The sequence below is a fragment of the Pseudomonas aestuarii genome (assembly GCF_027988105.1).
GTDB classification, from domain to species: Bacteria; Pseudomonadota; Gammaproteobacteria; order Pseudomonadales; family Pseudomonadaceae; genus Aquipseudomonas; species Aquipseudomonas aestuarii.
This window is the reverse complement of the sequence record NZ_JAQJZJ010000017.1, coordinates 23,200-35,959: the sequence shown is the minus strand read 5'-3', so window position 1 is coordinate 35,959 and position 12,760 is coordinate 23,200. Positions and strand designations below refer to the sequence as shown.

The 12,760-nt window shown below is 60.0% G+C and carries 10 protein-coding genes and 1 pseudogene; 9 read left to right on the top strand and 2 right to left on the bottom strand.

The features are described from left to right. The first annotated feature begins 8 nt into the window (after window positions 1–8). Both PH586_RS22845 and PH586_RS22840 read left to right on the top strand, forming a co-directional pair. Window positions 9–1,391 carry a DUF1329 domain-containing protein gene (locus tag PH586_RS22845; RefSeq protein WP_271350108.1) on the top strand — a complete coding sequence of 461 codons (1,383 nt, stop codon included), beginning with the start codon at window positions 9–11 and terminating at the stop codon, window positions 1,389–1,391. Window positions 1,392–1,523: 132 nt separating this feature from the next. Beyond that, window positions 1,524–2,851: pseudogene (locus PH586_RS22840) on the top strand (IS4 family transposase). A gap of 277 nt (window positions 2,852–3,128) precedes the next feature. On the opposite strand, the gene PH586_RS22835 reads toward PH586_RS22840, so the two are convergent. Further along, window positions 3,129–3,371 carry a transposase gene (locus PH586_RS22835; protein ID WP_271350107.1) on the bottom strand — a complete coding sequence of 81 codons (243 nt, stop codon included), beginning with the start codon at window positions 3,369–3,371 and terminating at the stop codon, window positions 3,129–3,131. A 47-nt stretch (window positions 3,372–3,418) separates the two neighbouring features. On the opposite strand from PH586_RS22835, the gene PH586_RS22830 reads away from it, so the two are divergent. From PH586_RS22830 to PH586_RS22800, 7 genes are all read left to right on the top strand, one after another. After that, window positions 3,419–3,733, top strand: a complete 315-nt coding sequence (locus PH586_RS22830; RefSeq protein WP_271350106.1) for a hypothetical protein — start codon at window positions 3,419–3,421, stop codon at window positions 3,731–3,733. A gap of 66 nt (window positions 3,734–3,799) precedes the next feature. Beyond that, window positions 3,800–5,173, top strand: a complete 1,374-nt coding sequence (locus tag PH586_RS22825) for an IS1182 family transposase (RefSeq protein ID WP_271350105.1) — start codon at window positions 3,800–3,802, stop codon at window positions 5,171–5,173. Window positions 5,174–5,591: 418 nt separating this feature from the next. Further along, window positions 5,592–6,689 carry a WD40/YVTN/BNR-like repeat-containing protein gene (locus PH586_RS22820; RefSeq protein WP_271350104.1) on the top strand — a complete coding sequence of 366 codons (1,098 nt, stop codon included), beginning with the start codon at window positions 5,592–5,594 and terminating at the stop codon, window positions 6,687–6,689. Between the two features lie 3 nt (window positions 6,690–6,692). Beyond that, on the top strand, window positions 6,693–9,173 hold the full coding sequence (locus PH586_RS22815) for an efflux RND transporter permease subunit (protein WP_271350103.1): 2,481 nt from the start codon (window positions 6,693–6,695) through the stop codon (window positions 9,171–9,173). Between the two features lie 238 nt (window positions 9,174–9,411). Further along, complete coding sequence (locus PH586_RS22810) at window positions 9,412–10,623, top strand: MFS transporter (protein WP_271350102.1); 1,212 nt, start codon at window positions 9,412–9,414, stop codon at window positions 10,621–10,623. 56 nt (window positions 10,624–10,679) lie between these two features. Continuing rightward, window positions 10,680–11,270, top strand: coding sequence for a malonic semialdehyde reductase (locus PH586_RS22805; protein WP_271350101.1), 591 nt, complete (start codon window positions 10,680–10,682; stop codon window positions 11,268–11,270). 11 nt (window positions 11,271–11,281) lie between these two features. Then, window positions 11,282–12,190, top strand: coding sequence for an SDR family NAD(P)-dependent oxidoreductase (locus PH586_RS22800; protein ID WP_271350100.1), 909 nt, complete (start codon window positions 11,282–11,284; stop codon window positions 12,188–12,190). Here the strand turns inward: PH586_RS22800 and PH586_RS22795 are convergent. Next, window positions 12,097–12,717, bottom strand: coding sequence for a TetR/AcrR family transcriptional regulator (locus tag PH586_RS22795; RefSeq protein WP_271350099.1), 621 nt, complete (start codon window positions 12,715–12,717; stop codon window positions 12,097–12,099). The two genes, PH586_RS22800 and PH586_RS22795, sit on opposite strands and share 94 nt — an antisense overlap. Between the last annotated feature and the right edge of the window lie 43 nt (window positions 12,718–12,760).

Genomic DNA, 12,760 nt, shown 5'->3' with positions numbered 1-12,760 from the left:
AGAATCGAATGAAAACAATAAATATAGGTATTCGTCTGAGCGCCCTCTGCGCCGCCATGTTGATAGCCGCGCCACTGGCCTACGCGGGGGTTAGCCCGCAAGAGGCCGAAAAGCTGAAGGGCAACGAACTGACGCCAATGGGCTCGGAGCGAGCAGGCAATGCGGATGGCAGCATCCCGGCCTGGGACGGTGGCTTGACCGGCGGCAGTTACGACGGCAAGGGCAAACGGAGTAACCCGTTCGCTGACGAAAAGCCGCTGTATTCAGTGACGGCCCAGAACATGGGCGAGTACGAGAAAGTACTCACCGCGGGCACCAAGGCGATGCTGCAGAAATTTCCTGACACCTATCGGATCGACGTGTATCCGAGTCACCGCACATTCGCCGCGCCGCAGGCGTTCTACGACAACACCTTCGCCAACGCTACCCGCGCAACTGCTGCCGATAACCCAGGTCATACGCCGTCAGAGATCTTCGGTGGCGTGCCCTTCCCGTTTCCGGCCGATGGCGCGCAGGTCATGTGGAATCACCTGCTGCATTGGCGCGGGTATGCCTTCCAGCAGCCGATGACTAATGCGCTGATAAGCGCGGACGGCCGGAATGTGACCACTGCGGTTGGGACGTCGGAAATCCAGATGCCTTATTACGATCCGAAGAGCGACCTGGAGACTTTTAAGGGTAAGTTAGGCCGCGACTACTGGCTGTTCCGCATGGTCAATGACGGTCCGCCGATCCGTGCCAAGGAAGCCATTATCGGCCGGGAAAACCTCCAGCCTGACCAGTCGCGCACCTGGGTCTACCTGACCGGCCAGCGTAGGGTGCGCATGCTGCCCACTGCTTGCTGTGACACACCGACCCCCGCTGCCGCTGGTGTCGCCGGTTTCGACGACCTGCAAGTGTGGCTGGGTCGCCTTGATCGCTTCGATTGGAAGCTGGTTGGTAAGAAGGAAATGTTGATTCCCTACAATGCCAACAAGAGCCAGTTGGCACCCAGTACCGACGAGCTGCTGATGGCGAATCATATGAATCCGGACTACGTGCGGTGGGAGCTGCATCGCGTTTACGTCGTTGAGGCGACCCTGCGCGGAGGGCAGCGCCATACGGCTTCCAAAGGTACCTACTACATCGACGAGGACAGCTGGCGTGCCGTGGCTGGTGAGCGCTACGACGCCAAGGGTAACCTGTGGAAGGTACTGTTCAACCTGCCGGTGACCGCGCCCGAGCTGCCTGGCTTCGTGCAAGGCCCGCACGGCTTCTACGATCTGGTCGCCGGAACCTGGTACGCGAGCAATCTCGAGAGCAACCATCAGGGCAGCCTGGTTATCAAGGAAGGTGGCTGGCCGGATTCGCATTTCCTGCCGGCTTCGCTGACCGGGTCGAGCTTGCGCTGATACGCCGACAAACCCCCTGGCGCACCAATCAAACCCCTGGCCATACGGTCGTAATGCTGTTCACTTAAGCATTTGAACCCCGACAGGGCTTCCCCGAAAATCCGATGCCAGGTCTCTGGCATCGGATTTTTTATGTCTCTCCAACAGCAACTGCTCGACTTAGGTGAACTGCTCAACTTCTCCGATTTGAGCACCTTCACCCAGAACATCCCGATCGAGTGGGTGGCATCCGCGCTGGACCTTTCCACCCAGGCCACCATACGACGGCGGCGCCTGCCCAGCGATCAGGTGCTCTGGCTGGTGCTTGGTATGGCCTTGTTCCGCGACGAGCCGGTTCACGAGGTCGCCCGGCGTCTGAACATCTGCGCCCAGGGCCTGGCCTCTCACGACCTGCTAGCCAGAAGCGGTGTCACCGAGGCGCGCAAACGGCTGGGAGCCGATCTGCTTGAATGGCTGTTTCGCCAGACGGGTAATCAGTGGGGCCGCGAGCGCTATGAGGGCGATACCTGGCAGGGCCTGCAGGTATTGGCTGTGGATGGTGCGCTCCTGCGCACCCCAGACACCCCCGAACTCCGTGAGCATTTCGGCTCCGGCAATACCGCCACTGAGCGGCAGACGCCGTTTCCCATGCTGCGCCTGGTGGCCCTGATGAATGTGCGCACCTGATTCTGGATGCCCAACTGAGCCCCTACCGACGCAGTGAGATGCGCTTGGCCGATGAGTTTTTGCAGCAGATCCCCAACCATTTGGTAACGCTGTTCGATAAGGGCTTCTGGGGTGCCGACTTACTGCCGAGCCTGGCCGCGGCAGGGGAAAACCGGCACTGGCTGATTCCGGCCCGCAAGGGCTTGGTCAGCGAGGAAGTCGCTCGCTATGGTAAGGGTGATTGCTTGCTGCGCATGAAGGTGTCGCCACAGGCCAGAAAGCGCAACCCCAGCCTGCCAACGCACTGGGACGTGCGCGAAGTCAGCTATGAGGTAAAGGGCAAGCTCAAAACAGTACTCACCTCGCTGCCGGCGGATACTTACAGCACCAAAGCCATTGCCAAGCTGTATCAGGAGCGCTGGGAGATCGAGCTGGGCTTCCGGGATATCAAGAGCTCTCTGCAACAGAATGCAATGACCCTGCGTAGCAAGGTAAAGGAGCTGGTCTACCAGGAGGTCTGGGGATTGTTGCTGGCCTACAATATCATCCGTCGTGAAGCCGGTCAGGCAGCCGTCGCCTTCGGCCGCTCTCCGTGCGACATCCGCTTCAAGCCAGTGGCCCAATACATCGCCGTGCAACTGATCGTGATGGCGGCGGCCAACCCGATCTCAGCAACAGGAAGACGCTTGTCGGAGTCGAGGGCGGGAATCGGCGGGCTGTTTCTTGATCACCGCCCAAGGCCATCAAGACCAAGGACGGTGAAGATTTCAAAGACCCGCTACCCAGTGGATCGGAAGGCTGCTCCGCTTAAGTGAACAGCATTATGGCCATACGGTCGGGTTTTTTTTATTTCGAGGTGGTCAAACGCTTCGGGTATCGCTATCCATCGCCAAGATACCGAGCATTTCCGCTATCGAAGCTGTAGACAAACCCTAAAAACACTCCCGCTATCCAGGCTCACAGCACTTTTTTCGAGAAGCCGAGCGCGTATCTGGCGATGGGTGTTCTGGGCGGATATGTGAGTGGTTGGCCATTCACGGGCGTTGATGGGGCGCGTGAGGGGTGTTTGGGTGGTGTTCTGCGGGCTGGTTGTCATGACCAGGCCTCGCGATGGGCCAGTTTTTCGATGTTGTGGGTGACGCAGTAGAGCTTCCACTGGCCATCCACACGTTCACGGCCACGCAGGCTGAAGCGGTCCAGGCGTTTGTTGTGGCGCAGGTTGCCGAACACCGGTTCCACCGTGGCGAAGCGGCGGGTGATCATCTCGCGTCCTTGCGGGCTGTCGATGCGCCGACGCATGCGGCTTAGCGCGTTGTCCTGGGTGGTTGTGGGCAAGAAGAAGGCGACCTGGCGCGCGGCGGTTTTCTCCGGCGTGCGCGGCAGTGTTTGCGCTGCAGGCAGCTCAGACAGTCGCGCAGGGCGCCCTGGAATTTGATCGCTGGCTGGCCCTTGATCAGGCAGTGGCTGCCGTTGCGGTAGAGCTGTTTGCCGGCAGGGCAGGTGCAGGTTTGCTGCGCGGGGTCGAACTGAAAGTCGGCGGGTGTATAGCGCTTGCTGGTGCGCGGCTTGGCGCTTTTGTCCCAGAGCGGGTCGGGTTTGTTCAGGTGTTGTTCTTGCCCTGCATAGCGCGGATCGCGCTTGCGGTAGCCGTTGTCTGGGATAAAGGCCGTGATGGCGGCGGTTTCCAGTCGCTCTAGCAGCCTGTCGGACTTTCCCGCTTCATTCGAGGATAATCCCGGCACCGCCCAGCCGATGCCCCCCGCATGAGCCGCTTTCGCCCGATCGACCGCAAGACCGACTACCTGTTCCCGCCATCGCTGGACGACTGGTTGCCTGAAGACCACCTGGCCCGCTTCGTTCTCGAAGCCATCGAACGGCTCGACCTGGGCGCGCTGACCCGCGCCTATGGCGGACGCGGCAGCGCCGCCTATCACCCCGAGGTGCTGCTCAGTCTGCTGGTTTACGGCTATGCCAGCGGGATCTTTTCCAGTCGCAAGATCGAACGCGCCACTTACGACTCGCTCGCCTTCCGCTACCTGGCCGCCGGCAGCCACCCCGATCACGATACCCTGGCCAGCTTCCGCCGCCGTTTCCTCGACGAGTTGGCCGACATCTTCCTCCAGGTGCTGGAACTGGCGGGCGAAATGAAGCTGCTCAAGCTCGGCACCGTCAGCCTCGACGGTACCAAGCTACACGCTAATGCCTCACGCCACAGCGCGCTTTCCTATGGCCATATCCAGGTGCTCGAGCGTCAGCTCAAGGACGAAGTACAGGAGCTCCTGGCACTGGCCGAGAGCGCCGACCAGGCGGAGCTCCCCGATGGCATCGACCTGCCTGACGAGATCAAGCGCCGGCAAGATCGCTTGGTCGCCATGGACGCCGCCAAGGCCAAGATCGAGGCGCGCGCCCGCGCGCGTTTCGAACAGGATCAGGCCGCCTACCAAGAGAAACTCGCCAAGCGTGCGGCACGTGCTGCACAAACCGGTAAGAAGCCTGGCGGCAAGCCGCCCAAAGCCCCGGTGCAAGGGCCTGAGGCGCACGAGCAAATCAACCTCACCGACGAAGACTCGCGCATCATGCGGGTGGCCGGCGGCGGCTTCGAGCAGTGCTACAACGCCCAGGCAGCGGTGGATACCGACACGCTGCTGGTGGTGGCCCAGGACCTGACTCAGGCGGGCAACGACAAGCACCAAGTCGTCCCCATGCTGGCCGAGCTCAAGGCGCTACCGGCCTCGTTGGGCCAGGTGCAGGCGCTGCTCGGGGACTGTGGGTACAACAGCGAAAGCAACATTGCCGCCTGCGAAGCGGCCGAAATCGAACCCTACCTGGCGGTGGCGCGCGAAGACCACCATCCCGACTGGCGGGCACGCTTCGAGGAGCCGGCACCGCTCGACGCGGATGCCAGCACCCAACAACGCATGGCGCACAAACTCAAGAGTCAGCCGGGACGCCGCCTCTATGCGCTGCGCAAACAGACGGTGGAACCGGTGTTCGGCATCATCAAATCGGTCATGGGATTCCGTCAGTTTCTGCTGCGGGGCATGGACAAGGTGAGTGGGGAATGGCGCCTGGTTTGTCTGGCCTGGAATTTGAAACGCATGGCCGCTTTGCACCACAAATCCGTCCCTTGCAGGTAAAAGATGGGATAAATCCGCTCGAGCTCCGAAAATTCGGACAAAAAACGCCCGAAAACGCCTGAGTAGTGAACGAATCACTTCGCCTTTGCTACTGATGCCCTGCTCGTGAATTCAAGTCCGACAGGCTGCTAGGCCATCGCGACTGTGGTAAGGGGTGAGCCTGCCATAGGTCACAGCGAACTGCTTCCTGCCACTGGCATTGGTAATTACGATACTTCATATCCTTAAGATCGATTAGCCAGCTGCCTCAGAGAGCCCTAATTTGTGATTTAACATTTTGATCGGCAGGCTCGGCCGTCAATTGTCACGCGGATATCCGCATGGCTATCGACCGTTTTGGCCGGCACGACCAGACATCTGCACCCAGACGAGCAATGCGAGCACGGGGTGTCGGAAATAAAAATAAGAGGTACAAAAAATGCTAATCCACCACTTTGCGGTGACCTGCCGACGTATGCGCTGCAGCCTGCTAGCCCTAGTGTGCAGCGCGCTGACCAGCCCAGTGCTGGCGATCACGCCAATCGACGTTCTCAATAATCCAGCCACTCAGTCGGTACAGGCAGTTAATGCCGTATTGCTGGGCATCGCTCGTGCCGGCGGTCGGCTGGTTGCGGTTGGCGAGCGCGGCGTGATTCTGCTCTCTGACGACAACGGCGCAAGCTGGCGGCAGGGCGCGGTCCCGGTCAGCAGCACGCTCACTGCAGTTCAGTTTATGGATGAGCTCCAAGGTTGGGCGGTTGGCCACGCAGGCGTGGTGTTGCACAGCGAAGATGGCGGCGAACATTGGACTCTGCAGCTTGATGGGCGCCGTGCCGCGCAAATTGAGTTTGACGCCGCCCAGGCTGCTAGCGAGCAAGGTTCGCCCCGTAGGGATGCCGCACAGTTGCTGATGGACGACGGCCCGGACAAACCTTTCCTCACTCTGCAATTCAGTGATACGCGCAATGGCATCGTTGCCGGCGCCTATGGCCTGGCGCTGCAAACCCGCGACGGTGGCAAGAGCTGGGCGTCGATTATGGGGCGCTTGCCGAACGATTGGGGCGCTCATATATACGGCATCGCGAAGAAAGGACGTGAGCTGTACATGGTCGGCGAGCAGGGCCTGTTCCTGCGCTCGCTGGATGGTGGAGCGACATTTGAAAAGATAAGCACACCTTATGAGGGCAGTTTCTTCACAGTGGGCCTTTTGCCCAGCGGTGATCTGATTCTGGCGGGGTTACGCGGTACTGTCTTGCTGTCGGGCGATCAGGGCAGCAGCTTCCAGTCGCTAGACAATCCCATTTCCGTATCACTGACCTCCAGCGTAACCGATGGCAAGCGGTTGCTTCTGGTCAATCAGGCGGGGGGGCTGCTCGAGGTTTCCACCGACGGTCGGCTGCGGTCGCTGATGAATACGAAAACACGGTTAACCGATGCGGTCGTTGCCTCGGGCGGTCAGCTGATCGGCGTCGGCTTTTCGGGACCGGTAATGCTAACACCTGTCGATCACGCCAATTCCCAAGCTTCAGCGGAGTAAGCCATGCACGTCCCGAATTCGCCCAACATGGACACGACCCAGGTTAGGGCCGCTTTTGATACCAACTCCGGATCGCTGCTCGAGCGTGCGCTGTTCAACTTCCGTGGTGTAGTTGTACTGATGTGCCTGGTTATTACCTTGCTGCTCGGCTGGCAGGCTACCAAGCTGGGCTTTAATGCCAGCTTTGAAAAGATGATTCCGAGCAATCACCCATTCATTGTCAATTACCTCGAAAATCAGAGCCAGCTGAGCGGGCTTGGCAACGCTGTTCGCATCGCCGTCGTTAACAAGCGCGGTAGCATCTACGAAGCCGATTACCAAAAAACTCTGCAGGCGCTCAGTGACGAGGTCTATCTGCTGCCTGGCGTTGACCGTACCTATATGAAGTCGTTGTGGACCTCTTCAACCCGTTGGGTCGGCGTCACCGAGATGGGGCTCGAAGGCGGGCCGGTGATTCCGGATAACTACGATGGTTCCGATACCAGCCTCGAAAAGTTGCGGCGCAATATCGAACGCTCCAACGAGATTGGCCAGTTGGTTGCGTTCGATCAACAGTCGAGCATCATTTACGTGCCGCTGCTGGCGAACGCGGATGGGCAGCCGTTGGATTACACCGTACTGTCGAACCAGCTTGAAGCCCTGCGTGACAAGTACCAGAACGGGCCGGTCGAGATTCGCATCACCGGCTTCGCTAAGGTGGTCGGCGACCTTATCGAGGGCTTGCAGCAGATTTTGCTGTTCTTCGCTGCCGCCATCGCCATCACCTGCATGGTGTTGTTCTGGTATACCCGCTGCGTACGCAGCACTTTGCTGGTGATGGGCTGTTCTCTGGTCGCAGTGGTCTGGCAGCTTGGCCTGTTGCCGCTACTGGGCTACGAGCTGGATCCGTATTCGGTGCTGGTGCCGTTTCTGATATTCGCCATTGGCATTAGTCATGGCGCGCAAAAGATGAACGGCATCATGCAGGACATCGGCCGCGGCTTGCACAAACTGGTGGCGGCGCGCATCACTTTCCGCCGTTTGTTCATCGCCGGGCTGACTGCGTTGATCAGCGATGCGGTGGGTTTTGCGGTGTTGATGTTCATCGATATCCCGGTGATTCAGGACTTGGCGATCACCGCCAGTATTGGCGTGGCGGTGCTGATTCTGAGCAATCTGATCTTGCTGCCGATCCTGCTGTCCTATCTCGGTGTCAGCGCCAGAGCCGCACAGCGCAGTCTGCGCGCCGAACTGGCCGATGCCAGCGGGGCGACCAAGCATCCGCTGTGGCGCTTCCTCGACCTATTCACCCGCCGCGGCTGGGCGACTGGCTGCGTGTTGGCTGCCGCGGTGCTGGCCGGGGGCGGTTATTTCATCAGCCTGCAGCTGAAAGTCGGTGACTTGGATGCCGGGGCGCCGGAGTTGCGCGCCGATTCGCGCTACAACCAGGACAACGCGTACATCACCTCGCACTACGGTGCCAGCAGCGATGTCTTCGCGATCATGGTCAAAACCCCGGTCGGCGGCTGCGCCGCATACGACACACTCAAACGTGTCGACAACCTCGACTGGAGGTTGCGTGCATTGTCAGGGGTGGAGTCGACCAATTCGCTGGCACAGCTCAATCGCCGGGTTCTTGTTGGGCTGTCGGAAGGTAACCCCAAGTGGTATGAACTGATGAATAACCAGGCCACCCTGAACATGATTACGGCTAGTGCGCCGCGGGGGCTGTACAACGATGAATGTAGCATGCTGACCCAGTATGCTTACCTGGCTGACCACAAGGCCGACACCCTCACGTCTGTCGTCGATACCGTCCAGACCTTCGCTGCTGAAAATGACAACGAGCAGGCGCAGTTCCTGCTTGCGGCGGGCAGCGCCGGGATCGAGGCGGCGACCAATATTGTGGTCAAGCAGGCGAACCGTGAAATGCTCTGGTGGGTTTATGGCGCAGTCATTCTGCTCTGCTTGCTGACCTTCCGTTCTTGGCGCGCAGTGACCTGCGCCGTGCTGCCTCTGATGCTGACCTCGATTCTCTGCGAAGCGCTGATGGTCTGGCTGGGCATAGGCCTGAAAGTGGCGACACTGCCGGTAATTGCCCTAGGCGTAGGCATCGGCGTGGATTATGCGCTCTACGTGATGAGCATCGTGCTTATTCAGATGCGCCTTGGTGCCAGCCTCTCCGAGGCGTACTACCGGGCTCTGGTCTGCACTGGCAAGGTGGTGATTCTGACCGGCGTAACACTGGCGATTGGAGTCGGCACCTGGATCTTCTCGCCGATCAAGTTCCAGGCCGACATGGGCGTGCTGCTGGGCTTCATGTTCCTATGCAACATGCTCGGGGCCCTGTTGTTGCTGCCGGCGTTGGCCTACTTCCTTTACCCATCCGCGCGCCGCGTTGCCTCTCCTATGGGTGCCGTGGCCGATAGCGCCGTCACAGTGGTGGCCGAGCAAAAAGGGATCGTTAGGGCCAGCGTGCGCATCGCACAACACTCTTACACCTAAGCCCAGCGGCCCGGATCAGGAGTACCTGGTCCGGGCTGTCATTTGCTGACCGTCATCTGCCGAGAAGGCTTCGGTTTGCATACCAGCGTGCCGCTTTCAATAACAACAAAAGGTATCGAAATGATGGAATACCCAGACAGTCTGAGCCACGGCTGCCACAGGGGCTTACGAGTACTAGCGCAAGGGCTGGTCCGGTACGGTACCGCGATGCACGCCATACCTGCCGAGGTACCGGCCCATGCCTAGAGTCAGTTTTGGACCAACCGCCTCCTGGCCACAGGCTTCGCTGTTGCTATTCGGCAGCTGCCTGTCGGTACTGGCCGCCGTGCTCGTTGCGCCGTTACTACCGGCCATGCAAGCGCACTTTGCCGATACCCCCGGCAGCACAGTGCTGGTACCACTGGTCATCGCCTTGCCTGCGCTGATGGTCGGTTTATTGGCACCCTTTGCCGGGATCATCGCTGACCGGATGGCACGCAAGCCTCTGTTGCTGATCAGCCTGGTGCTCTATTCGCTGTTCGGCCTGATGCCGCTCTGGCTCGATTCTCTGTACCTCATCGTTGCCAGCCGCGCCGGTATCGGCTTGGCCGAAGCCGGCATCATGACCTGCTGCACTACGCTGATTGGCGATTATTACAACGGTGTGCGCCGGCAACGCCTATTGGCCTTGCAGATGGTCGCGACTTCATTGTCGGCCGTGGTGTTCATCACCCTGTCTGGTTTCCTCGGCGGGGACAGCTGGCGTATGCCTTTCGCACTCTATGCGGTTGGACTTGTGCTGCTGCCGCTGATGGCGTGGTTGCTGTGGGAACCGGATCGTGGTGCTCATGCCGAACGTGTCGCCGAGGTGAGAGCGTTTCCCTGGAAGGCCTTGTTGCCGCTTTATACCCTCACCCTTTTGGCCGGCATCAGTCTGTTGATGGTGCCAAGCCAGGCCGGTTATTTGCTCGGCCAGCTCGGTGTCGAAGCGCCCCAGTTGATAGGTATGACCATGGGTGCCAATCAGCTTGCGGTCGTTGCCGGTGCACTGAGCTTTCGCGTACTGGCACGTCATCGGTTGGACTGGCTACTGCTAGCGGCCTTCGCCTTGACGGGCGCAGGCGCTTTACTGATGGCTGTTGCGTCTACCCACGAAGCGGTAATCATCGCCGTCGTGGTCAATGGGCTCGGCCTCGGATTGATGCTACCTACGTTGATCACTTGGATTATGGCGCAGGTCGGCGTGCACTTGCGCGGGCGTGCAACCGGGGGGTTCAACTCGGCGATGTTCAGTGGCCAGTTCCTTAGTCCGCTGGTGATTCTCGCGGTGACCGGAGGGGTACTCACCTCGCTGCCGGCCGCGATCGCAGTGGTCGGCTGCGTGCAGCTCCTGATCGCGCTGGCATGTCTAGGCGTCCCGAAACTTGGTGGCCTGCAGGCGAGGGCCGGTGCATCTGGGGCCGCTCACTGAGTACTTACATGAAGGTCGGAGCTCACCCGGCCGTACGAAATTTAATGGAGTTCGATATGAGTCAACCCCTTTCATCTAAAGCGCTCAATCAGCTATTCCTAGAGGCCCGATCGCATAACGCCTGGTTCGACCGCCCGGTCACCGATGGCCAGCTTGAGCAGTTGTACGGCCTGCTGCGTCAGGGGCCAACCAGCAATAATTGCAGCCCTGCGCGTTTCGTCTTTGTTCGTACGCCCGAGGCTAAGCAGCGTCTGCTGCCCGCGCTGAAAGGCCACAACGGCGACAAGATGCTGGGTGCACCCATAACGGTGATCGTCGCTTACGACAGCCAATTTTACGAGCGCTTGCCCGAGCTGTTTCCAATCTACGACGCTGGAGCGGTTTACCGTGAAAACCCGCAGGCGGCCTATGTTGGTGCCTTGCGTAACGGCAGCCTGCAGGGCGCGTACTTGATCGTGGCGGCGCGTGCGCTGGGTTTGGATTGCGGGCCGATGTCGGGCTTTGACAACGCCCAGGTAGACGCCGAGTTCTTCTCGGATGGCCGCTGGAAGAGCAATTTCCTCTGCTGCTTGGGTTATGGCGATCCTCAGAAACTGCGCCCTGCAGGCATTCGGCTTGAGTTCGAAGAAACTTGCCAACTGGTGTGAAGGGATAAATCGTGAATAACCAACTGTTCGATCTCTCCGGTAAAGTCGCGCTGATCACCGGCGCTACTCGCGGCATTGGCTTGGCGATTGCTCGCCAATACGGCCGTGCTGGCGCACGCCTGGCGATCTCTAGCGAGAATGCCGAGGATTGTTCGCGTGTCGCGCTCATGCTCAATGGAGAAGGCCTTGAGGCTCAGTCTTTCACCGCCGACCTGAGTTCTCAGGCTGCAGTCGTGCGGCTTGCTGCTGACGTAAATGAGCGCTTTGGTCGTATCGATGTGCTGGCTTGCAACGCTGGCATAGCGCCGCACATGGGGCCGATCGGCAGCGCCAGCGATGCCGACTGGGACCTGACCATGACAGTTAACTTGCGCAGCGCCCTGTGGCTGACCAGCGCTCTGCTGCCGCAGATGGCGGCGCAGGGCGGCGGCAGCGTGGTGTTGATGGCCAGTATCGCTGGCGTACGCGGCAACAAGGGCCTTGGCCTTTACGGCCTGTCAAAGGCCGGCCTGGCTCAGCTGGCACGCAACCTGGCGGTGGAGTGGGGGCCGTCGAACATTCGCGTCAATGCGATCAGCCCCGGGGTAATCCAGACCGAGTTCGCTCGACCGCTGACTGATCGGCCCGAGGTGATAGAAAAGCGCCTGGCCCTGACCCCGCTGCGCCGTGTCGGTACGCCCGATGAAATTGCCGCACTGGCACTGTTGCTGGCCGCGCCTGGGGGGGCTTTATTACTGGTCAGAACATCGTGGTTGATGGCGGTACTACCATTGGAGACGGCAACTGAGTTAGGCACACGCTTTCGATTTGTTGTGTTGCTTATGGCCTATACCGAACAGCCATTGCTTGGCAATGGGCCGAAGGCGGCGGCAATCACGGCGTTTTCCGTGTCTGCCCGGCTCAATTGTTCCAGCATGTAGGGCTTGAGCATATGGCTCTGTCTCAACCTGGCATAACCATAGAGTGTCGACCACATTGCCACGAGCCGCACCCTCACTTGCTTCACATCCGCGCTGCCAAGCGCGCTCGCCACACTCGCGCCGATCTGCTCATAGGTCTCGTGCAACAACCCGCCTAGTTCGTCCGCTTCATTGGCTTGTACCAACAAGCCAGAATCAAACATCAGCATGAATAGGCCTGGGCGTCGCTCGGCAAAGTCGAGGAAGGCCCGACCCAGCGCTTGGGCTTTCTCCTGCGGGCTTTGCGAGCCGGCCATCACTTGTCGGTGATCGTTCAGCAACAGCTGAAATCCCTCGCAGGCGCACGCGGTCAGCAGTGCGTCGCGATCGGTGAAGTGGCGGTAAGGGGCGGCGCGCGAGACGGCAACGACCTGTGCCAGTTCGCGAAGTGATAGCGCCTGATAGCCATCGCGCTCGATGACCTCGAGCGCGGCGTCGAGTAAGGCCTGGCGGAGATTGCCGTGGTGATAAGACCGTGTATCGCTCATGAGTACCTTCATTGACGGAACCGGATAGCGACGCTAATGTGAG

Coding starts and splice junctions, on each gene's coding strand:
- PH586_RS22810 (WP_271350102.1), top strand. CDS start 9,412: ATGCCTAGAGTCAGTTTTGGACCAACCGCCTCCTGGCCACAGGCTTCG.
- PH586_RS22825 (WP_271350105.1), top strand. CDS start 3,800: ATGAGCCGCTTTCGCCCGATCGACCGCAAGACCGACTACCTGTTCCCG.
- PH586_RS22845 (WP_271350108.1), top strand. CDS start 9: ATGAAAACAATAAATATAGGTATTCGTCTGAGCGCCCTCTGCGCCGCC.
- PH586_RS22820 (WP_271350104.1), top strand. CDS start 5,592: ATGCTAATCCACCACTTTGCGGTGACCTGCCGACGTATGCGCTGCAGC.
- PH586_RS22795 (WP_271350099.1), bottom strand. CDS start 12,717: ATGAGCGATACACGGTCTTATCACCACGGCAATCTCCGCCAGGCCTTA.
- PH586_RS22805 (WP_271350101.1), top strand. CDS start 10,680: ATGAGTCAACCCCTTTCATCTAAAGCGCTCAATCAGCTATTCCTAGAG.
- PH586_RS22815 (WP_271350103.1), top strand. CDS start 6,693: ATGCACGTCCCGAATTCGCCCAACATGGACACGACCCAGGTTAGGGCC.